The following is a 20,063-nucleotide window of genomic DNA, read 5'->3' as shown; positions in this document are numbered from 1 at the left end:
GCTCCAGTCCTTGGTTCGGGAATTGCCTAAACGAAGCCGCCTTTCGCGCAAGCTTTCGAGACGATCCCGACCGGTAATCGAAAATCCATGTCGCCACCATGTGGGCAAAATGCGGCAGCCTGGAATTTCGGCTTCGAATGGCGAAAATATAAGTGCAAAGTGTTGTCGTCGTGCAACGCTGCCTCTGGTTGTGGCGAGGGCTGGCATCTCAGCCTCCGGTTCCGGCTCCGGCCTTGGCTGAAGCGAACAGGGCGATGGCATTGGTTATGCTCTGGGCCGCCTTGCTGCGCCAATCGGCGCTGAGCAGTTGTGCCTCGTCCTTGGCATTCGACAGATAGCCGAGTTCGACCAGCACGGAGGGAACATCCGGCGCCTTCAACACCTTGAAGCTGGCCGAACGCTGCGGATTGTTGATGAGGCCGACACTGGTGGAAAGCTGGCCGACCAGCGTTTGGGCAAAACTCATCGAGAAACTGTGCGTCTCGCGGCGAATCAGGTCGATCAGGATGTCGGTTACTTCCTTGTTGTCGTCCTTGATTTCCATGCCGGCGAATTGGTCGGAAAGGTTTTCACGGTCGGCGAGCGCCTGCGCTTCGGGATCGGAAGCCTTGTCGGAGACGGTGTAGACGGTTGCGCCGCGAAGGCCCTTGACCCTGATGGTGTCGGCGTGGATCGAAATGAGCAGGTCGGCCTCGTGCTGGCGGGCAATGCGCACGCGGTCGTCCAGCCGCAGGAATTGGTCCGTCTCGCGCGTCAAGAACACGTCGTATTTGCCGACTGCGGCGAGTTTGTCCCGCAATTCGGTGGCGAAAGCGAGCGTGACGTTTTTCTCGACGGTGCCGTTCATGCCCTCGGCGCCGCCGTCGATGCCGCCATGGCCTGGATCGATGACGACGGTGAAGCGATGGCCTGGATTGGAGACCGGGCCGGTGCCGACCCTGCCGCCCTTGTCGGAGGAGACCGTCGAGCCGGTGGTCAACGCCTGATTGGCAAGAGCGGCGTCGAACTCCCGCACGGACGCCGCCGACATGTCGATGGCGATGCGGTAGCCGTTGCCGTCATCGTTCTTGAGCACGTCGAACCTGTCGACGGCGAACGGGCCCTTGCCGGTGAGAATCAGCCGCGACACCCCCTCGCCGAGATCGCCGTAGCGCACGCTCCTGACCAGGCCGCGCGCCTTCACGTCCTTGGATTTGATGGCGAATCTCGTGCTTGGTAGGTCGACGACCAGACGGTGGGGGCCGCGCAGCAGGAACCATTTGACGTCGGGCTCACGATCGAAATTCATGACGATGCGCATCTTGGTGGCGTCACCGGCCATTTTGTAGCTCGTCACTGCCAGCGGCGCGTCGGCGGCAAAGGAAACTGGCGAAAGAGCCAGGCAAGCGACAACCAGCAACAGCAGACAAGCGGCGTGGAAGCGGGCGGCGTAGAAAAAAATGCCTCCGGCGCGACCACTCATGTGCGTGAAGACTGCCAGTGCCATCTCTTCCAGTCGCTCCGGTTTGGCGTGAGGCGCCCGATCCTGTTGTCGGCCAATCTTGCTTGTCGGAGTGTCGTCGTCTTGTCGAAACGCCGGTCAGGCCGCGAACTCGATTAACGGTTGGTAACCAGAGAAGGTTAACCAAGCCTTTTCACGCAAAGCTTAAAGCCGTGCTTCCGTTGCGGAACTGCATTTTGCCGGCATCGGAAATCGGGGTTGCCTTCCAACCCGCCAAATCATAAAAGCGATGGTGGATCACTGCAATCCTGGAACCGTCCTTCTCCGCAGCTTCCTGCTACAGGTGAGATGAACGACGGCTCCTTTCGCGTCAGGCGAAAAGGCAACAGGTGATCGCGACGAATTTCGCAGGTGTAAGCCCGTGGCGGGGGAAGCGCCTGCGTGAGGAAAACGGCCGGGATTGTCCCGCGCCGGCTCTGTACGAGCAAACAAGCTGGTCCGGTTTTCCCGGGCTTTGGTTCAAAAAGGTTCTGCTGGTTACGATGGCTTCAAGCGCAATCATGGAAAGGTCCGCAGCAAACCGCGCCATTATGGCTGCGGGCGGCACCGCCATGGCGCTCAGGCAGCGGCCGGCGGACATTCAATTGCCCGGTACCCATGTTCATCCACACTCACAGCGGCGGGCTTTGCCTCGCAAGCTGCGGCTGACGGCTGCCGGGGGGAAACGAAATAATGCCCAACAAAATGCTGATAGACGCCTCCCACCCGGAGGAAACACGAGTTGTCGTCGTTCGCGGTAACCGTATTGAAGAATTCGACTTTGAATCCCAGGACAAGAAGCAGCTCAAAGGAAATATCTACCTCGCCCGCGTAACCCGCGTCGAACCCTCGCTTCAGGCAGCCTTTGTCGAATACGGCGGCAACCGTCACGGTTTCCTCGCCTTCAGTGAAATTCATCCCGACTACTACCAGATTCCGGTCGCCGACCGTCAGGCGCTGTTGCGCGCGGAAGCGCAGGAGGCTGAAGACGAGGACGATGAGGACGGCGATGGCGACGATCGCCAGAACCGCGATCGCGGCCGGCGCGGACGCCGCCGCGGCGGCAAGAGCCGCGACCGAGGCGAACACAAGCGTGATGCAGGTGCGGCCGATTCGGACGCTTCTGGCGATTCCAATGACAGCGGGTCCAATGACAGCGGGTCCAACGACAGCGGCTCCAATGAGGGCGGCGAACACGGCGAGGATGCGGTCGCGCAGAACGTCGATGCCTCAGAAAACGTCGACACGCCGTCCGCTGCTTCGGAACATGGCGAGGATGTCGCCAGTCATAGCGAGGCAAGTCCTGATGAGACGAGCCGTGACGAGACGGGCCATGGCCGTGACGAAACTGGCGGTGACGAAACTGGGCCTTCCGAAGGCAGTCCGAACTCCATCGCCGCCAGCATCGAATCGGATGTGATTTCCGAAGCCGTGCCGCAGGCTGAGGCGGCCGGCGAAGCCACCTCCACCGACAATGATCGCGGCATGCTGGAAGAGGTGCAGTCATCGCATTCGGATGACCATGAGGTCGAATCGGTCGGCGCCGAGGATGCGCTGGAAGAAGCGCGCAACCGCCGCAAGCCGGTGCGCCGCCAGTACAAGATCCAGGAAGTGATCAAGCGCCGGCAGATCCTTCTGGTGCAGGTCGTCAAGGAAGAGCGCGGCAACAAGGGCGCGGCGCTCACCACCTACCTGTCGCTTGCCGGCCGCTATTCGGTGCTGATGCCGAACACGGCGCGCGGCGGCGGCATCTCGCGCAAGATCACCAACGCACAGGACCGCAAGCGGCTGAAGGAGGTCGTCGCCGATCTCGAAGTGCCGCAGGGCATGGGCGTCATCCTGCGCACGGCCGGCGAAAGCCGCACCAAGGCCGAGATCAAGCGCGACTACGAATATCTGATGCGGCTTTGGGAAAACGTCCGCAACCTGACGCTGCAGTCGACGGCCCCTGCCCTCGTCTACGAGGAAGGCAGCCTGATCAAGCGCTCGGTGCGCGACCTCTACAACAAGGACATCGACGAGATCCTGGTCTCCGGCGAAGAGGGCTATCGCGAGGCCAAGGATTTCATGCGCATGCTGATGCCGAGCCACGCCAAGGTCGTGCAGCCGTTCCGCGACACGACGCCGATCTTCGTGCGCAACGGCATCGAGGCGCAGCTCGACCGCATGCTGCAGCCGCAGGTGACGCTGAAGAGCGGCGGCTACATCATCATCAACCAGACCGAAGCGCTGGTCGCCATCGACGTCAATTCGGGCCGCTCCACCAAGGAGCACTCGATCGAGGACACAGCGCTTCACACCAATCTGGAAGCGGCCGAGGAGGTCGCACGGCAGCTGAGGCTGCGCGATCTCGCCGGCCTGATCGTCATCGACTTCATCGACATGGAGGAGAACCGCAACAACCGCTCCGTCGAGAAGCGGCTGAAGGATCACCTCAAGAACGATCGCGCCCGCATCCAGGTCGGCCGCATCTCGCATTTCGGCCTGATGGAGATGTCGCGCCAGCGCATCCGTGCCAGCGTGCTGGAATCGACGATGAAGCCTTGCCCGCATTGCGGCGGCACCGGCCATGTGCGGTCCGATTCGTCCGTCGCGCTGATGGTGGTGCGGGCGATCGAGGAATTCCTGCTCAAGGATTCGCGCAGCCACATCACGGTGCGGACGCCGGCGGCGACCGCGCTCTATGTGCTCAACCACAAGCGCGGCACGCTGGTGGAGCTCGAAAACCGCTTCGGCCTGACCATCACCGTCGAGGCCGACGACACGGTCGGCGCCCAGCACTATGCGATCTTCCGCGGCGCGCTGGCCGAAAAGCCTGAAGGCTTCGTCGAGGTGCGGACCTTGCCCGCCTATGTCGAGCCGGAAGAGCCCGCCGACGAAATCGTCATCGAGGAGGAGGAAGACGAGGTCGTTGCACCGGCGGAACAACCGCGCCAGGCGCAGCAGCCGCAGCAGCCAAGGCCCAGCGAGGATGGCGAAGGCCGCGACCGCAAGCGCCGCAAGCGCCGCAGACGGCGCGGCGGCAAGGATCGCGACCGCGAGCATGGCGCCCCCGTGGAAGGCGCGTCCATCTCGGCCGCTGCCGATGGCGTCTCCGAAGCCGCAAGCGATGAAGGCGCCGAAGCAGACCACGAGGACCAGGTCGGCGTCACCGAGGCGGTGGAAGCGTCGGATGAGGGGCAAGAGCCTGAAGGTCGGGAGCCTGATGAAGGTCCGGAGCCTGATGAAGGTCTGGGCAAGAAGCGTCGGCGCGGCAAGCGCGGCGGCAAGCGCAATCGCCGTGAAGACGGCGAAGGCGAGGTCGATGCAGGCACTGCCGAGTCGGCTGACCGTCCCGAGGTCTTGGAGGCCGTCTCCGGCGAACCGGCAGCAGCAACGCCGGTCGAAGCCACGCCGGTCGAAGAGCCTGTGGACCTTGCTCCGGCCAATGACGACATGCCACGCGCCGAAAAGCCGAAGAAGCCGCGCCGCGCCGCCAAGCCGAAGAAGGCTGCGGCGGACGTCGTTGCCGAGACGCCGGTAGCCGAGCCGGAAATTTCTGCCGAGGCTCCCGCAGCTGTTTCGGAGGAAACAGCCGTGGCCGCCGTCGACGAGAAACCGAAGGTCCGCCCATCGCGACGCAAGCCCATACCGGTCGATGCTCCGGTTGAGCCGATCGTGTCCTCGACTGTTGCCGAAGAGGAAAAGACCGAGGAGAAGCCGAAGCGTGCCGGCTGGTGGCAGCGGAAAGGCTTTTTCTAAACTTTTCGGTAGTTTAGCCTGATCTTTTGAATAAAAAAATCCCGCGCTGTCCTGTCGACAGCGCGGGATTTTCTTGTCTGAAGCGGGCAAATCTCTATGGCGCCCCCAAATCTCTATGGCGCAAAGGCCGACCAGTTCATCATCTTCGCCAGCCTTTCCAGCGCAATCGAACCCAGCCTGGAATTGCCGTTGGCGTTGAGGCCGGGCGACCAGACGGCGAGCGAGGCCACGCCCGGGACGATCGCCAAAATGCCGCCGCCGACGCCGCTCTTGCCGGGGATGCCGACGCGGAAGGCGAAATCGCCGGAGCCGTCATAGTGGCCGCAGGTCAGCATCATCGCGCCGATGCGGCGCGCGCGCTCGGCCGACACCACGGAATGGCCAGTCGCCGGGTTCTTGCCGCCATTGGCGAGGAAGCGGCCGGCCAGAGCCAGTTGCCGGCAGCTCATCGCGATGGCGCAATGGTGGAAATAGACGCCCAGCGCCCAGATCCGGCGCGTGGCTGAGATTGCCGAAGGACTTCATGTAGTTGGCGAGCGCCAAGTTGCGAAAACCGGTGGCTCGTTCCGAAGCCGCGACCTCGCGGTCGATGATGATGGTCTCGTCGTCGGCCAGGAACTGGATGAAGCGCAGGATCTCGCCGATCGCCTCGCGCGGCTGGTGACCGGCGAGCAGAATGTCGGAAATGACGATGGCGCCGGCATTGATGAACGGATTGCGCGGAATGCCGTTTTCGTGCTCGAGCTGGACGATCGAGTTGAACGGGTTGCCCGAAGGCTCGCGCCCGACACGCTGCCACAGCGCGTCGCCGACATTGCCGAGCGCCAGTGTCAGCGTGAACACCTTCGAAATGCTCTGGATCGAAAACGGCTCATCGGCGTCGCCCGCCATCAGCACGCGACCGTCATTGGTCACCGCGGCAATGCCGAACTTTTTCGGATCGACCTTGCCGAGCTGCGGTATGTAGGTCGCGACGTCGCCGCGATCCGTGCGCTCGGCCATTTCGGCGGCAATCTCGGTCAAAGCCTGCTCGAGGTCCGGCATCACGCTATCTCAGCCAGCGCTCGATGCGCATCATCGCCTCGACCATCTCGTCGTGGCTGCCGGCGTAGGAAAAGCGCATGGCTCGATGGCCTTGAAGCGGATCGAAATCGCGGCCGGGCGTCGCCGCCACATGCGCCTCGGCCAGCATCTTGCGCGCGAAGGCCATGCTGTCGTTGGTGTGCCTGGTGACATTGCAGAAGGCGTAGAACGCCCCGTCCATCGGTGCCGCCAGGGTAAAGCCGAGTTCGGGCAGGCGTTTCATCAAAAGCTCGCGATTGCCCGCGTAGCGCGCCTTCACAGCTTCCAATTCCGCGGTTGCCTTGAACGCCTCGATCGCGGCGATCTGGGACAGTTCCGGCGGTGAGATGTAGAGACTCTGGGCGATGCGCTCGACCGGCCGCACCAATGGTTCCGGCAGCACCATCCAGCCGATGCGCCAACCGGTCATGCAGTAGTATTTCGAGAAGGAATTGATCACCGTCACGTCAGGGCCGCAGGCAAGTGCTGTGCTGTCCGGCGCAGCGTAAGCCAGCCGGTGGTAGATCTCGTCGGAGATCACGGCGATGCCGAGCTCTTGTGCCGTCGTCACCAGCGCCGACAGCTCGTCGGCGGGGATAATCGCCCCGGTCGGATTGGCGGGGCTGGCAAACAACACGCCCTTCAGATTCTTTTCGCGATGCGCAGCCTTCAGATGTTCGGCGTGGAGATAGGCATCACCGTCGAGCTCGATCTCGACGATCTCGATGCCGAGCGCGGCCGTGATGTTGCGATAGGCCGGATAACCGGGTGCGGCGATGGCGACACGGTCGCCTGGATCGAACATCGCCAGAAATGCCAGGTTGAAGGCGGCCGACGATCCGGTGGTGACGGCGATCCGGCCGGGTGAAACGGCCAGCCCGTAGTGGTCGGCATAGTGCTGGGCGATAGCCTCGCGCAGGCCCGCAAGACCCAATGCGTCGGTGTAGCCGATGCGCCCCATCTTCAATGCGTTCGTCGCCGCTTGCCTGACTCCGGCCGGCGCCGGATCGGACGGCTGGCCAACGGCCATGGAAACGACCGGCACGCCCCTGGCCTTCAGCCGATTCGCTTCCGCCAGAACGTCCATGGCGTGGAACGGCTCGACGTCGCCGCGACGCGAAAGCGATACAACCATTTGACTTCATTTTCCTTGTTGGCCCTTTGGGTCGGCCCTTTGAGATCGGCCCTCGGGCCGGCGCTTGCCGGCTGCCGGCGCCGAGCTTTGGCGTCCCGCGCCGCACAAATGCCCGATTGATGTGAGGATCACAAGTTCAGTAAAAGTTTCAGTGCCGACTTTTCATCCTTCACCCGCTCGTCTACCAGTGGACCTGCCATGTTGAGCCGACCCAAATCGACGATAGCCAGGGCAGCGCGCGCCTTCGCGACGCTTTCGCTTGCCGCGACGGTCGCTGTGAGCAGCACCGTCAGCGCTTTTGCGCAAAACGTGCCGGTGGTGCGCGATGCCGAGATCGAGGCGCTGGTGCGCGCCTATGCGCGGCCGATCTTCAGGGCCGCGGGCCTGCCGGAAGACGGCGTCGACATCGTGCTGGTCAATGACCAGAGTTTCAACGCCTTCGTTGCCGGGTCCCGCCTGTTCATCAACACCGGCGCCCTGATGTCGGCGGAGACGCCCAACGAGATCATCGGCGTCATCGCCCATGAAGCCGGCCACATCGCCGGCGGCCACCAGCAAAAATTGCGCAACCAGCTCGAACGCGCCAAGACGATGGCCATCATCGCGACGCTGCTTGGCGCCGGTGCCATCGTTGCCGGCGCCACCAGCAAGAGCCGGGGCCTGGCCGGCGCCGGCATGGGGGTTGCCGCTGGCGGTGGCGAGATGGCGCAGCGCAGTATCCTCGCTTATCAGCGCACCGAAGAGATGACCGCCGACCGCTCGGCGATAACCTATCTCAATGCCACCGGCCAATCCGGCCTGGGCATGCTGAAGACCTTCGGCCGCTTTCAGAGCGCACTTTCGCTGTCGGGGGCGCAGGTCGACCCCTACCGGATCAGCCATCCGCTGCCGCGCGAACGCATCGCCAACCTCGAAGTCCTGGTCAAAAAAAGCCCCTACGTCGAAAAGGTCGATCCGCCGGCGCTGCAGCAGCGGCACGACATGATGCGCATCAAGATCGCCGCCTATATGGGAGGTCAGGCCGCCGCATCGCGGCTGATGCGCAAGATGCCGGGCAGCCTCGCCTCGCAATATGGCGACGCGCAGACGAGCTATCTTTTCGGCAATCTGGCCGGGGCGCTTGCCAAGACCAACGCGCTGATCAAGGCACAGCCGAAGAACCCCTATTTCCAGGAATTGCGCGGCGACATCCTGATGAAGGCGAACAAACCGAAGGCTGCCGCGGAAGCCTATGCCAAGGCGGTCAGCCTCGACCCAGCGCGATCCGGGCTGCTGCCGGTTTCCTACGGCCAGGCGCTGATGGCAGTCGGCACGCCCGATTCCCTGGAGAAAGCGGTGGTGCAGATCAACAAGGGTCTCGCGCGCGACCGAGAAAACGCCGTCGGTTACCGCCATCTTGCGCAGGCCTATGGCGAGCTTGGCAACATTCCGGCCGCCGACCTTGCGACCGCCGAAGGCCATTTCTATTCCGGCGCCTACAAGGATGCCAAGATCTTCGCAATGCGCGCGCAGATGAAAATGAAGCGTGGCGAGCCGGGCTGGATCCGCGCGCAGGACATCATAAACTACGCACCATCAGGCAAGAAAAAGTGAACCTTCCGGCCGTGCGCGGCGACAAGTGGTTGGACCAATCGGGTAGTCGAACCAATCGGGTAGTCGGGCCAATCGGGTCGGACAACCCGGCCGGAAACCAGGCAAGAGGATCAGGATGATGAAAAAGGCAATTCTGCTGGGCACCACGGGCGTGGCGGTCGCTCTCGCCATGCTGGGTTTCGGGTTCGTGACCGGAAGTCCGCAGACGGCAAAGGCCGATGCCGCGCAGATCGCCCAGGCAGCCTCCGCCGACACCAAGATCGACCGGGCTGAAGTCGAAGGCATCATCCGCGACTATCTGCTGAAGAACCCGGAAGTGCTGCTGGAAGCTCAGGAGGCGCTCGAGGCCAAGCAGAAGGAGGCGCAGCGCGTCGCCAGTCTCGACGTCATCAAGGATGCCAAGGACCAGATCTTCAACTCGGCCTTCGACGGCGTCGTCGGCAATCCGAACGGCAAGGTCACCATCGTCGAATTCTACGACTACAATTGCGGCTACTGCAAACGCGCCATGGAGGACATGCAGACGCTGACGACAGCCGATCCGGATCTGCGCTTCGTGCTCAAGGAGTTCCCGATCCTCGGCCCGGATTCGCAGAAGGCAAGCGTCGTCTCGATGGCCTTCCACCTGATGATGCCGGAGAAATACGGCGAGTTCCACAACGCGCTGCTCGGCGCCCAGGGACGCGCCACCGAAGCGGCGGCCATCAAGGTAGCGCTTTCGCTCGGCGCCGACGAAGCGACGCTGCGCGAGAAGATGAAGGATCCGTCGATCGCCGAGGCCCTCTCCAAGACCTATGATCTTGCCAACAAGCTGGCCATCACCGGAACGCCTTCCTATGTGGTCGGCAACGAGGTGGTGTTCGGTGCGCTCGGCCAGGACGTGCTGGCGGAGAAGATCGAAGCGGCCAAGGCCGCACTCTGATCGGCGGCTGGCTTTCGGCGCAAGCCATTTTCCGCCTGTTGTGGACAGCGAAAGAACCCACTTGCGCTCTTTTCGCAGGCGTCTAAGCCCATTATAGAGGCCCGGTGCGCCGACTGATGCCGGCGCTGATGTGGTGGATTTGAAGTTCCTGCTGCTTTGGCGGCGTCAGCGTTCAGGAACTTTAAATCCACCACATCAGAAATGTATAAATTGCCAGTGTGGCTTTGAAGCCGAAATTCGTTCAAAGCGCTGCTCCAAGGTATTGCGAATTTCGGATTCGAAACCACACCGGGAAAGGTCGGCATTTTGAAAACGGTTTTCGTCCTGAACGGTCCCAACCTCAACGCGCTCGGCAAACGCGAGCCCGGCATCTATGGCGGCAAGACGCTGGCCGCGATCGCCGACGATTGCAAGCAGGCAGGTGCGGCACTTGGGCTCGAGATCGATTTCCGTCAGTCGAACCATGAGGGCGACCTCGTCGACTGGATACAGGAAGCCGCCGACAAGGCTGTCGGCATCGTCATCAATCCGGGCGCCTACAGCCACACCTCGATCGCCATTCACGACGCCATCCGCTCCGTCGCGCCATTGCCCGTCGCCGAAGTTCATCTTTCCAACATCCATGCGCGGGAATCATTCCGCCACGTCTCCATGGTCTCGCCGGTCGCCGTCGGCGTGATCTGCGGGTTCGGGCCGCTCGGCTACACACTGGCGCTGCAGGCGCTGGCCGCACGCCTATGACCGGCCAACAAACAGAAGGCTCGAAAATGTCGATAAAAAAGAATGGTGTTGACCAGCAGCTTATCCGCGATCTGGCGGGCATACTGAACGACACCAACCTCACCGAGATCGAGGTCGAGCTGGGCGACTTGAAGGTGCGTGTGTCGCGACAGGCGCCGGCCGTCCATGCGGTCGCCGCAGCGCAGCCCGCCTATGCGCCGCCGGCAGCGCAGCCGGCTGGCGCAGCCGCCCCGGCAGCGGCCGACGTGTCCAAGAACGCAGTGGCCTCGCCGATGGTCGGCACCGCCTACCTGGCGCCATCGCCCGACGCCAAGGCGTTCATCGAAGTCGGCCAACAGGTCAAGGAAGGCCAGACGCTGCTGATCATCGAGGCGATGAAGACGATGAACCAGATCCCCTCGCCGCGTGCCGGAACGGTGACGGCGATCCTGTTCGAGGATGCGCAGCCGGTCGAATACGGCATGCCGCTCGTCGTGATCGAGTAGAGCCGGGAACAGCCGAAAAATGTTCCAGAAAATCCTCATCGCCAATCGCGGCGAAATCGCTCTGAGGGTGTTGCGCGCCTGCAAGGAGCTCGGCATCCAGACGGTGGTGGTGCATTCCACCGCCGACGCCGACGCCATGCATGTGCGGCTCGCCGACGAGAGCGTCTGCATCGGCCCACCGCCGTCGCGCGACAGCTATCTCAACATCCACCAGATCGTCGCGGCGTGCGAGATCACCGGCGCCGACGCAGTGCATCCGGGCTACGGATTCCTGTCGGAGAATGCCAAATTCGCCGATATCCTCGCCGCGCACAACATCACGTTCATCGGCCCGTCCGGCGATCACATCCGCATCATGGGCGACAAGATCGAGGCCAAGCGCACCGCAAAGCGCCTCGGCATTCCGGTGGTGCCGGGCTCCGACGGGGCGGTCACCGAGGAAAAGGAAGCCAGACGCATCGCCGCCGAGATCGGCTACCCCGTGATCATCAAGGCGTCGGCCGGCGGCGGCGGGCGCGGCATGAAGGTGGCGCGCAGCGAAGCCGATCTTGTGGTCGCACTGCAGACGGCGCGCTCGGAAGCCGGTGCCGCATTCGGCGACGACGCCGTCTACATCGAGAAGTATCTCGAAAAGCCGCGCCACATCGAGGTCCAGGTGTTCGGCGACGGTGCCGGCCGCGGCGTGCATTTCGGCGAACGCGACTGTTCGCTGCAGCGCCGCCACCAGAAGGTCTGGGAAGAGGCGCCCTCGCCGGCGCTCAATGCCGAGGAGCGCGCACATATCGGCGGCGTCTGTGCCAGGGCGATTGCCGATCTCGGCTACTCCGGCGCCGGCACCATCGAATTCCTCTATGAGAACGGCGAGTTCTACTTCATCGAGATGAACACGCGCCTGCAGGTCGAGCATCCGGTGACTGAGGCAATCACCGGCATCGACCTCGTGCACGAGCAGATCCGCGTCGCCTCGGGCGGCGGGCTTTCCATGCGCCAGGAAGAGATCCGCTTTCAGGGCCACGCCATCGAATGCCGCATCAATGCCGAGGATCCGCGCACCTTCACCCCCTCGCCCGGCACGATCACCCACTTCCACACGCCGGGCGGCCTCGGCATCCGTGTCGATTCCGGCGTCTATTCCGGCTACAAGATCCCGCCCTACTACGACAGTTTGATCGGCAAGCTGATCGTGCACGGCCGCAATCGCGTCGAATGCATGATGCGGCTGCGGCGGGCGCTCGACGAATTCGTCGTCGACGGCATCAAGACGACGCTGCCGCTGTTTCGCGATCTCGTCGGCAATGCCGATATCGCCAATGGCGAGTATGACATCCACTGGCTAGAAAAATATCTGGCCGATGAGGATTAGGACGTGAACTTATAGAATATAATGACGCGATGACCCGTCCCTACGCGCCAGGCTATCGCATCCCGACCGACCTGTTGCTCAAGGCCTACGCCTCGGGGGTCTTTCCGATGGCCGAAAGCGCTACCGATCCGGAAGTGTTCTGGGTGCGGCCGGAGACGCGCGGCATCATCCCGCTGGACGGATTTCACACGCCCAAAAGCCTGAGGAAGGCGATCCGGAAAAACCTGTTCGATATCCGTTTCGATTTTGATTTCGAGGCGACCATCGACGGCTGCGCCGAGAGGCGCGAGGAACGGCGGTCGACCTGGATCAATGCGCCGATCCGCGAGGCCTATGTCGAACTCCATCGGATGGGCCATTGCCATTCGGTCGAAGCCTGGCGCGAGGGTCGGCTGGTTGGCGGCCTCTACGGCGTGTCTCTCGGCCGGGTGTTCTTCGGCGAAAGCATGTTCGCCAGGGAAACGGACGCGTCGAAGGTCTGCCTGGTGCACCTGGTCGAACGCCTGAAGGAACGGCGCTTTGCGTTGCTCGACACGCAGTTCACCACCGAGCACCTCAAACGCTTCGGCGCGGTCGACGTGCCAAGGGGCAAGTATGAAAAGATGCTGGCTGACGCGCTGAAGGGCGAAGCGGTCTTTTTCCCATGATCTGAGCCAAAGGTCGGGTTTTTGGTCAGGTTTTTGCGGCAGGCTCAAGCGGCGTCTGCGCGTGGAACATCATCTTCCAGCCATTGACGCGATGGACATAGCCGGTGCTGACCAGCGCCGCATAAGGCTCGCCATTCTCGCGCGTGGCATGGGCCTCGTAGGTAAGCATGACAATGTCGCTGCCCGGCTCGATGATGCCCTTGAGGTCGATGTCGAGATCGCGCCAGCGATTTGGGTCCGTCGCGGTTTCGGCCAGATCGGCGTTGCTCATCGTTTGCGCCATCTGTGGGAAAGCCACCAGGCATTTGGTGTCGGCATTGGCTTTGAAATAGGCAGCGTCGCCGGTCCAGAACCCTTTTTCGAGATCGAGGAGTTCGTTCTTGTTGGCCATCATGGGAACATCTCCGTAACGCCAGCCATGACCAACGCACGGAGAATAAGGCGGTTCCGGAAGGCTCAGTAAGTGATTGCGAACGGGCGATCCCGCACGCCAGGGATTATAACTGGTCTGGCTAATTGGTTTTGGCCGCGTCGGGTGCCGGCACCTCCGACTTCTGCTTGCAGCCCTTCAGCCAGACGTCGTAGACGGCGTGCTCGACGGCGTTGAGGCCGGGGCTTTCGGCAAACATCCAGCCGGTGAAGATACGGCGGATCTTGCGATCCAGCGTGATCTCGTCGACCTCGACGAAAGAATCGGTCTTCGGCTCTTCGGTTTGCGGCTGCGAATAGCAGATGCGCGGCGTCACCTGCAAAGCGCCGAACTGCACCGTTTCGTCGATATAGACATCGAACGTGATGATGCGGCCGGTGATCTTGTCGATGCCGGCGAATTCGGCGACAGGATTGGTGATGCGTTGTGGTGCGGCCGGTGCCGCCGGCGCCACTGTCGCATCCGGTTCCACTGTCGCATCCGGTTCCATTGGCGCATCCGGGTCCACTGGCGCCTCAAATTCCGTCGGCGCCCCCGGGTCCACTGGCGCCTCAAATTCCGTCGGCGCCCCCGGGTCCACTGGCGCCTCCAGCGTCTGAGCGGCGGCCATGGCGCAAGCGACAAAAGCGGCGGCCGTCGTCAGTCCGCCCATCGAAATTCGGCTGAAAATGCTCATGCAGGGATCCGGTGGTTTGCGCCCGGGGTGATTCTGTCGCGCCCAAGGCTAGTCGCTGCTGTCAGATCGACAAGCAGCTAAACGCCAATTGTGGCGATAAAGGATCGATCCGCCCTTGGCGAGCGGTTAGAGACCGTTTGGAAACTCTACTCTGGCGGCCATCTGACGGCGTTTTCTGCGCTTACCTACAGCGCCGCGCGTCCTTTGGACGCGCAAAGGACGCTGTAGCACTTTTGGTTTTGCGCATGAACCTTTCCGAAAATCTTTCGGATTTTCGGGGTCATGCGCGGGCTCACGGACCCAAATGTCCGCTCCGCGCCGGTTCTCGAAACCACCACCATATGACTCGCCAGAGCGAATTTCGAAACAGTCTCTTACGACCCCGGCGTCCAGGCGTCGTAATCGCCGGTCACCTGCGGGCGGTGCTGATTGCTGAGTATGGAGCCCTTGGGGCGATAGGCCGCGGCACTTCCGGTGAGGTTCGGCTGATGCGGCTTCTGCCAGTCGCGTGGCTTGTAGGTGTCGCTCGTCGGCGGGACATCGACGCGGTGATGCATCCAGCCATGCCATCCGGGCGGAATCATCGAGGCTTCCGAATAGTCGCGATAGATGACCCAGCGGCGGGTGCGGCCTTCCGAATCGACACCACCCTCGTAGTAGACGTTGCCAGCCTCGTCCTGCCCGACTTTCTTGCCATGCCGCCAGGTATAGAAGCGCGTGCCCAGCGTCTGGCTGTTCCACCAGGTGAAAAACTGCAGAAGGAAAGTCTTCATCCAAAATCCCTGTGGCAAATCCCCGCGGTGGCGACAGCGGCGGCGCCTGTTTCCTGCTTATGGCGTCAGGCCGTCGCCAAGGCAAGGGTTTTGCAGCACGAGCCACGCAAATGGCCGTCGGAAAACCGACGGACAGTGGCAAGCCTTTCGCGTCCTTTCGAGGCATGCCTTGCCAAGGCTGCCGGGTCTTTCTAAAGCTCAGCGCGCCGCATGCAGGAACCAGCCTGATTGACGGTTGAGGGAGGGAATGATGGCCCCAGACGCATCCGGCGCCGATCCGCGGATCAGTGCCAGCTCCATTCGCCTACGCAAGGGCGGCGAGCCGATCGTCTGCCTCACCGCCTATACCTACCCCATCGCTCGCCTGCTCGACGATCATGTCGACCTGCTTCTGGTCGGCGACAGCGTGGCCATGGTTCTCCATGGCCACAAGACCACGCTGGGCGCCTCGCTGGAGATGATGATCGCCCACGGTCAAGCGGTGATGCGAGGGTCAGCCAAGGCCTGCGTGGTGGTCGACATGCCGGCCGGAAGCTATGAGGCGACGGCGCGCCAAGCCGTCGCCTCGGCGCGGCGGATTGTCGGCGAAACCGGTTGCCAAGCCGTCAAGCTGGAGGGTGGCGTCACAGTTGCCCGACAGATTGCGGCGATTGTCGCTGCCGGCATTCCGGTCATGGGACATATCGGCTTGCAGCCGCAATCGGTGGAAAGCGACGGCGGCTACAGGATCAAGGGCCGGACCGACGAGAATGTGGCTGCGCTTTATCGCGACGCCGAGGCGGTCGAAAAAGCCGGCGCGTTTTCGGTGGTCATCGAAGGCACCGTCGAGACCGTCGCCGCCGATATCACCCGGCACATTTCCATTCCAACCATCGGCATCGGCGCCAGCGGCGAGTGCGACGGCCAGATCCTGGTCATCGACGACATGGTCGGCCTGACCGTCGACCGGGTACCGAAATTCGTCAAGCAATATGCCGACCTGCGCAGCGTCATATCGCAGGCGGCAGCCAGCTATGCAGCGGAGGTGCGCAGCCGGACATTCCCCGGCCCGAGCCACGTTTTTTCGGCCGCAGCCGACAAGAGCGAAGCATGAGCCGGGGCGAAGCATGAGCCGACCTCTCGTCGTCGACAGCGTCGCCGCCCTTCGCGCGCAAATCCGCGACTGGCGTCGCGATGGCCTTAGCCTTGCCATGGTGCCGACCATGGGTGCGCTGCATGACGGCCATATCTCGCTGATCAGGATCGCGCTGGAGAAGGCCGATCGCTGCGTTGTCTCGATCTTCGTCAACCCAACCCAGTTCGCGCCGAGCGAAGACCTCGACAAATATCCGCGCCAGCTCGGCCGCGACCTCGATCGGCTGGCCGAGGCCGGCGCACAACTTGCCTTCACCCCTGGTGTGGCGCAGATGTACCCGGCCGGCTTCGCCACCAGGATCTCGGTCGGCGGGCCAGCCGCCGGGCTGGAATCGGATTTCCGGCCGACCTTCTTCGACGGCGTCGCAACCGTCGTGGCAAAGCTCTTCCTGCAGGCGTCGCCCGACTGCGCGGTCTTTGGCGAAAAGGATTATCAGCAGCTTTGCGTCGTCAGGCAGCTCTGCAGCGATCTTGATCTGCCGGTGGACATCATCGGCGCGCCAACAATACGCGACGCGCACGGGCTCGCCATGTCGTCACGCAACGCCTATCTCGGCGAAACCGAGCTCGCGGTGGCGCGCCAGCTCAACGCCATCTTGCGCCGAACGGCGGCGGCACTCGCGGCAGGCGCGGATGAAGGCAGTGCGACCGCCGAGGCCAGCCGCGCGCTGGTCGAGGCCGGCTTCGACAAAGTCGACTATGTCGCGGCGCGCGAGAGCCTGACGCTCGCCCCGTGGCGGCCAAACCGCGACGGACGCCTGCTCGCAGCCGCCTGGCTGGGCAAGACCCGGCTGATCGACAATGTGGAAGTTCCCTCCGCCTGAAGCGCGTGCCGTTTGGATGGATTCATGCGACGCGCTTCAGGTTGTTGCTTTGATGCATGTCGCTATTGCAAAACCGCTTCGCACCCTCGGTTCAAGCCCGAGGGCGTGCTTTTGCGCGACATGCTTAGGGCCAATCAGGCATCAAGGCCAATCAGGCGACCTTGAGATCCTTCATCGCCTTCTCGTAGACATCCTTGATCGGCTTGGATACGTCTTCGGCGGCTTTCGTCGCCGCCGCCTGAAGCTCCTTGCTCTGCTCGACCGTCTTTTCCACCTGCTTGCGCAAGAAGTCTGTCTGCAGTTCGACGAACTCGGAGGGCGATTTCACGGTAACCAGGGCTTCGAGGTGAGAAAAGCTGGCCTCAACATTTGCGCGCAAAGCGGCGATCGTCTTCAGCGACAGCTCATTGCTAGCGGTCTTGGCTGTTTCGAAGGATGACTCGAGAGCCTTCTGGGTCGCCTCGGCGCCGGTCGCCAATTTCGATAAGGCTTCTTTCGATTGCTCGACGCCCTTTTCGGCGACAGCACGGAACTGATCGGTTACCTCGGTCTGGACTTCTGCATTCTCAACGTTTTCAGCAGTTTTATCAGCGGTCTTGGTCATAGTTTCCATCCTTTGCGGTGGGCGACCTTTGTAGAAAGGCCGTCTCGTTCATCTAGAACCTGACGTTACGGCATCTGCAGTGCATTGCAATATTTTTGTGCGTCGCACCATGCTTTTTGCCTCAGCGTTAGCCACCGGTGAATTTCTACCTTCGGGCGTGTTTTTTGCGAACCGCGATTCCGCAATTCAGCCCGCAACCGGCCGGCGCAGCCCCGTAAAAACGCAACTGACTGCGACCTGCCAGGCCAGGCAAATCTATTCGATCGCCTTTTCCAAAATCAGCGCCGGCAGCCCTGAGCCACCGCCACAGTCAGCAGTGTTCCCGGCTGGCAAAAACCCTTTCGAGCGATAGAAGGCGACGGCGGGAGCATTTGCCTCTTCCACTTCGACACGCAGCGTCCGCGCCTCGGGAAAGCTGGCCTCGACCTCTTCCAGCAGCGCCTGGCCGATCCCTTGCCTCTGGCAGGCCGGATGCACGTAGAGCTGGTTCAGCATGACGATCCTCGCATCCGTGGTGGCTGCGGCGAACGCCATGCCGCCAATGCGGTTGCCATCGTCTGCGACCAGGAATTCGGAGTTCGGCCGTGTCAGCCGCGCCTTGAGCGAGGCGATCGAATGCCATTCATCTGTTATCTCAGCGACTTTGGCAGCACCATAGATGGCGTCGTAGGTGGCGTGCCACGTTTCGACCAGCAACGCCCGTACCGCGGCAAGATCGCGCTCGCCAGCGGTGCGAACGAACATCATCCTATTCGATCCCGAGCCTGGCCTTGACGAGGTCGTTGACGGCCTGCGGGTTGGCCTTGCCGCCAGTCGCCTTCATCACCTGGCCGACGAACCAGCCGGCCATGCTCGGCTTGGCGCGCGCCTGCTCGACCTTGTCGGGATTGGCTGATATCACCTCGTCGACCGCCTTTTCGATGGCGCCGGTGTCGGTGACCTGTTTCATGCCGCGGCTTTCGACCAGCTGGCGCGGATCGCCGCCTTCGTTCCAGACGATCTCGAACAGATCCTTGGCGATCTTGCCGGAGATGGTGCCCTCTTTTATCAGGTCAATGACCGCGCCGAGCTGATCGGGCGAAACCGGAGCATTTTCAATACCCTTGCCGGCTCTGTTCAAGGCACCGAGCAGATCGTTGATGACCCAGTTGGCGGCAAGCTTGCCGTCGCGACCAGCGGCCATCTTCTCGAAATAGTCGGCGACCGCCTTTTCCGACACCAGGATCGAGGCGTCGTAAGTCGACAGGCCGAGCGAGGAGATCAGCCGCGCCTTCTTGGCGTCGGGCAGTTCAGGCAGATCCTTTGCCAGCGCATCGACATAGGCCTGGTCGAATTCCAGCGGCAACAGGTCGGGATCCGGGAAATAGCGGTAGTCGTGCGCTTCTTCCTTGGAACGCATCGAGCGGGTCTCGCCCTTGTTGGGATCGAACAGCCGCGTTTCCTGGTCGATCCTGCCACCGTCCTCAAGGATGGCGATCTGGCGGCGCGCCTCGTAGTCGATGGCCTGGCCGATGAAGCGGATCGAGTTGACGTTCTTGATCTCGCAGCGCGTGCCGAATTCGCCGCCGGGCCGGCGTACCGAGACGTTGACATCGGCGCGCAGTGAGCCTTCGTCCATGTTGCCGTCGCAAGTGCCGAGATATCGCACGATGGTGCGCAGCTTGGTGACATAGGCCTTGGCCTCGTCGGCGGATCGCATGTCGGGCTTGGAGACGATCTCCATCAGCGCCACGCCGGAGCGGTTGAGGTCGACATAGGACATCGTCGCATGCTGGTCGTGCATCGACTTGCCGGCATCCTGCTCCAGATGCAGGCGCTCGATGCCGACCTCGATGTCCTCGAACTCGCCCTGCCGGTCGGGACCGACGGAGACGATCACCTTGCCCTCGCCGACGATCGGCTGCTTGAACTGTGAAATCTGATAGCCCTGCGGCAGATCGGGATAAAAATAGTTTTTCCGGTCGAAGACCGATTTGTGGTTGATCTCGGCCTTCAGCCCGAGGCCGGTGCGGATCGCCTGCTTGACGCATTCCTCGTTGATGACCGGCAGCATGCCCGGCATCGCCGCATCGACAAGGCTGACATTGGCGTTTGGCGGCGCACCGAACGCCGTCGAGGCGCCGGAGAACAGTTTTGCCTGCGAGGTCACCTGCGCATGGACCTCGAGGCCGATGATGATCTCCCAGTCGCCGGTGGCGCCTGATATCAGGCGCTTGGCGTCGGGTGTGCGGGTGTCGATGAGGGTCATGGCGGCCTGCGCGTTATCGGTGACGGAATTCACGTGAATTCGACGTTAAACGTGAAGTCATCCGCTAATGCAAACCGCAAAAGGAGACAAGCGTGAAGCCGCAGGCTGGTAGGGGCAACCGTTATTGGAAACGTTTGCGCTGCCCCTCACCTGCCTGCCGGCATCCTCTCCCCGTATAGTGACGGGGAGAGGGGCGCCCGCATCA

The 20,063-nt window shown here is 62.5% G+C and carries 17 protein-coding genes and 1 pseudogene; 9 read left to right on the top strand and 9 right to left on the bottom strand.

Translation table 11 applies throughout. The annotated features are described in order from the left end of the window. Positions 1–208: 208 nt before the first annotated feature. Positions 209–1,486 (bottom strand): N-acetylmuramoyl-L-alanine amidase, encoded by a 1,278-nt coding sequence (locus AC0L2K_RS20165; RefSeq protein ID WP_473479079.1) that lies wholly within the window; start codon positions 1,484–1,486, stop codon positions 209–211. A 687-nt stretch (positions 1,487–2,173) separates the two neighbouring features. Here AC0L2K_RS20165 and AC0L2K_RS20160 point away from each other — a divergent pair. Continuing rightward, the gene (locus AC0L2K_RS20160) at positions 2,174–5,221 is read left to right on the top strand and encodes an Rne/Rng family ribonuclease (protein ID WP_473532120.1); all 3,048 of its coding nucleotides are present in this window, start codon (positions 2,174–2,176) and stop codon (positions 5,219–5,221) included. Between the two features lie 113 nt (positions 5,222–5,334). Here AC0L2K_RS20160 and AC0L2K_RS20155 read toward each other — a convergent pair. Both AC0L2K_RS20155 and AC0L2K_RS20150 read right to left on the bottom strand, forming a co-directional pair. Beyond that, positions 5,335–6,265 (bottom strand): annotated as a pseudogene (locus AC0L2K_RS20155) (glutaminase). A gap of 4 nt (positions 6,266–6,269) precedes the next feature. Then, the gene (locus AC0L2K_RS20150; protein WP_287363245.1) at positions 6,270–7,418 is read right to left on the bottom strand and encodes a pyridoxal phosphate-dependent aminotransferase; all 1,149 of its coding nucleotides are present in this window, start codon (positions 7,416–7,418) and stop codon (positions 6,270–6,272) included. Between the two features lie 198 nt (positions 7,419–7,616). Here AC0L2K_RS20150 and AC0L2K_RS20145 point away from each other — a divergent pair, with 198 nt between their 5' ends. From AC0L2K_RS20145 to aat, 6 genes are all read left to right on the top strand, one after another. Then, complete coding sequence (locus AC0L2K_RS20145) at positions 7,617–9,011, top strand: M48 family metalloprotease (protein ID WP_023798155.1); 1,395 nt, start codon at positions 7,617–7,619, stop codon at positions 9,009–9,011. A gap of 118 nt (positions 9,012–9,129) precedes the next feature. After that, the gene (locus tag AC0L2K_RS20140; RefSeq protein WP_128168521.1) at positions 9,130–9,933 is read left to right on the top strand and encodes a DsbA family protein; all 804 of its coding nucleotides are present in this window, start codon (positions 9,130–9,132) and stop codon (positions 9,931–9,933) included. A gap of 306 nt (positions 9,934–10,239) precedes the next feature. After that, positions 10,240–10,674 (top strand): type II 3-dehydroquinate dehydratase, encoded by a 435-nt coding sequence (gene aroQ / locus AC0L2K_RS20135; protein ID WP_031254564.1) that lies wholly within the window; start codon positions 10,240–10,242, stop codon positions 10,672–10,674. A gap of 26 nt (positions 10,675–10,700) precedes the next feature. Next, positions 10,701–11,159: an acetyl-CoA carboxylase biotin carboxyl carrier protein gene (gene accB, locus AC0L2K_RS20130; protein ID WP_023798158.1), complete on the top strand. Its 459-nt coding sequence runs from the start codon at positions 10,701–10,703 to the stop codon at positions 11,157–11,159. Between the two features lie 19 nt (positions 11,160–11,178). Continuing rightward, positions 11,179–12,522, top strand: a complete 1,344-nt coding sequence (gene accC, locus AC0L2K_RS20125; RefSeq protein ID WP_027154457.1) for an acetyl-CoA carboxylase biotin carboxylase subunit — start codon at positions 11,179–11,181, stop codon at positions 12,520–12,522. A gap of 29 nt (positions 12,523–12,551) precedes the next feature. Further along, positions 12,552–13,169 carry a leucyl/phenylalanyl-tRNA--protein transferase gene (gene aat, locus AC0L2K_RS20120; RefSeq protein WP_027154458.1) on the top strand — a complete coding sequence of 206 codons (618 nt, stop codon included), beginning with the start codon at positions 12,552–12,554 and terminating at the stop codon, positions 13,167–13,169. Between the two features lie 25 nt (positions 13,170–13,194). Here aat and AC0L2K_RS20115 read toward each other — a convergent pair whose 3' ends face one another. The 3 genes from AC0L2K_RS20115 to AC0L2K_RS20105 form a co-directional block, all read right to left on the bottom strand. Next, on the bottom strand, positions 13,195–13,563 hold the full coding sequence (locus AC0L2K_RS20115) for a hypothetical protein (RefSeq protein ID WP_128173247.1): 369 nt from the start codon (positions 13,561–13,563) through the stop codon (positions 13,195–13,197). A gap of 118 nt (positions 13,564–13,681) precedes the next feature. Beyond that, entirely contained in the window at positions 13,682–14,275 is a 594-nt protein-coding gene (locus AC0L2K_RS20110; RefSeq protein WP_473495175.1) for a DUF2155 domain-containing protein, read from the bottom strand. Positions 14,276–14,649: 374 nt separating this feature from the next. After that, positions 14,650–15,048, bottom strand: a complete 399-nt coding sequence (locus AC0L2K_RS20105) for an NADH:ubiquinone oxidoreductase subunit NDUFA12 (protein ID WP_287363246.1) — start codon at positions 15,046–15,048, stop codon at positions 14,650–14,652. Between the two features lie 250 nt (positions 15,049–15,298). Here AC0L2K_RS20105 and panB point away from each other — a divergent pair, with 250 nt between their 5' ends. Further along, complete coding sequence (panB, locus tag AC0L2K_RS20100; RefSeq protein ID WP_128173246.1) at positions 15,299–16,141, top strand: 3-methyl-2-oxobutanoate hydroxymethyltransferase; 843 nt, start codon at positions 15,299–15,301, stop codon at positions 16,139–16,141. A 13-nt stretch (positions 16,142–16,154) separates the two neighbouring features. Beyond that, the gene (panC, locus tag AC0L2K_RS20095) at positions 16,155–17,006 is read left to right on the top strand and encodes a pantoate--beta-alanine ligase (protein ID WP_128168518.1); all 852 of its coding nucleotides are present in this window, start codon (positions 16,155–16,157) and stop codon (positions 17,004–17,006) included. Between the two features lie 151 nt (positions 17,007–17,157). Here panC and AC0L2K_RS20090 read toward each other — a convergent pair whose 3' ends face one another. The 3 genes from AC0L2K_RS20090 to gatB all read right to left on the bottom strand — a co-directional run bounded on the left by AC0L2K_RS20090 (position 17,158) and on the right by gatB (position 19,858). Continuing rightward, positions 17,158–17,610 (bottom strand): phasin, encoded by a 453-nt coding sequence (locus AC0L2K_RS20090; protein ID WP_027154463.1) that lies wholly within the window; start codon positions 17,608–17,610, stop codon positions 17,158–17,160. Between the two features lie 255 nt (positions 17,611–17,865). Then, positions 17,866–18,354: a GNAT family N-acetyltransferase gene (locus AC0L2K_RS20085; protein WP_128168559.1), complete on the bottom strand. Its 489-nt coding sequence runs from the start codon at positions 18,352–18,354 to the stop codon at positions 17,866–17,868. Positions 18,355–18,358: 4 nt separating this feature from the next. Then, positions 18,359–19,858: an Asp-tRNA(Asn)/Glu-tRNA(Gln) amidotransferase subunit GatB gene (gene gatB / locus AC0L2K_RS20080; RefSeq protein ID WP_287363247.1), complete on the bottom strand. Its 1,500-nt coding sequence runs from the start codon at positions 19,856–19,858 to the stop codon at positions 18,359–18,361. Positions 19,859–20,063 lie beyond the last annotated feature (205 nt).

Source organism: Mesorhizobium sp. WSM4817 (assembly GCF_055811135.1).
This window is presented reverse-complemented; position numbering and strand designations above follow the sequence as displayed.

Bases quoted from the DNA above. Each gene is read 5' to 3' on its own strand.
- AC0L2K_RS20165 (WP_473479079.1), bottom strand. From the start codon at position 1,486: ATGGCACTGGCAGTCTTCACGCACATGAGTGGTCGCGCCGGAGGCATT.
- AC0L2K_RS20160 (WP_473532120.1), top strand. From the start codon at position 2,174: ATGCCCAACAAAATGCTGATAGACGCCTCCCACCCGGAGGAAACACGA.
- AC0L2K_RS20150 (WP_287363245.1), bottom strand. From the start codon at position 7,418: ATGGTTGTATCGCTTTCGCGTCGCGGCGACGTCGAGCCGTTCCACGCC.
- AC0L2K_RS20145 (WP_023798155.1), top strand. From the start codon at position 7,617: ATGTTGAGCCGACCCAAATCGACGATAGCCAGGGCAGCGCGCGCCTTC.
- AC0L2K_RS20140 (WP_128168521.1), top strand. From the start codon at position 9,130: ATGAAAAAGGCAATTCTGCTGGGCACCACGGGCGTGGCGGTCGCTCTC.
- accB (WP_023798158.1), top strand. From the start codon at position 10,701: ATGTCGATAAAAAAGAATGGTGTTGACCAGCAGCTTATCCGCGATCTG.
- accC (WP_027154457.1), top strand. From the start codon at position 11,179: ATGTTCCAGAAAATCCTCATCGCCAATCGCGGCGAAATCGCTCTGAGG.
- aat (WP_027154458.1), top strand. From the start codon at position 12,552: ATGACCCGTCCCTACGCGCCAGGCTATCGCATCCCGACCGACCTGTTG.
- AC0L2K_RS20115 (WP_128173247.1), bottom strand. From the start codon at position 13,563: ATGATGGCCAACAAGAACGAACTCCTCGATCTCGAAAAAGGGTTCTGG.
- AC0L2K_RS20110 (WP_473495175.1), bottom strand. From the start codon at position 14,275: ATGAGCATTTTCAGCCGAATTTCGATGGGCGGACTGACGACGGCCGCC.
- AC0L2K_RS20105 (WP_287363246.1), bottom strand. From the start codon at position 15,048: ATGAAGACTTTCCTTCTGCAGTTTTTCACCTGGTGGAACAGCCAGACG.
- panB (WP_128173246.1), top strand. From the start codon at position 15,299: ATGGCCCCAGACGCATCCGGCGCCGATCCGCGGATCAGTGCCAGCTCC.
- panC (WP_128168518.1), top strand. From the start codon at position 16,155: ATGAGCCGACCTCTCGTCGTCGACAGCGTCGCCGCCCTTCGCGCGCAA.
- AC0L2K_RS20090 (WP_027154463.1), bottom strand. From the start codon at position 17,610: ATGACCAAGACCGCTGATAAAACTGCTGAAAACGTTGAGAATGCAGAA.
- AC0L2K_RS20085 (WP_128168559.1), bottom strand. From the start codon at position 18,354: ATGTTCGTTCGCACCGCTGGCGAGCGCGATCTTGCCGCGGTACGGGCG.
- gatB (WP_287363247.1), bottom strand. From the start codon at position 19,858: ATGACCCTCATCGACACCCGCACACCCGACGCCAAGCGCCTGATATCA.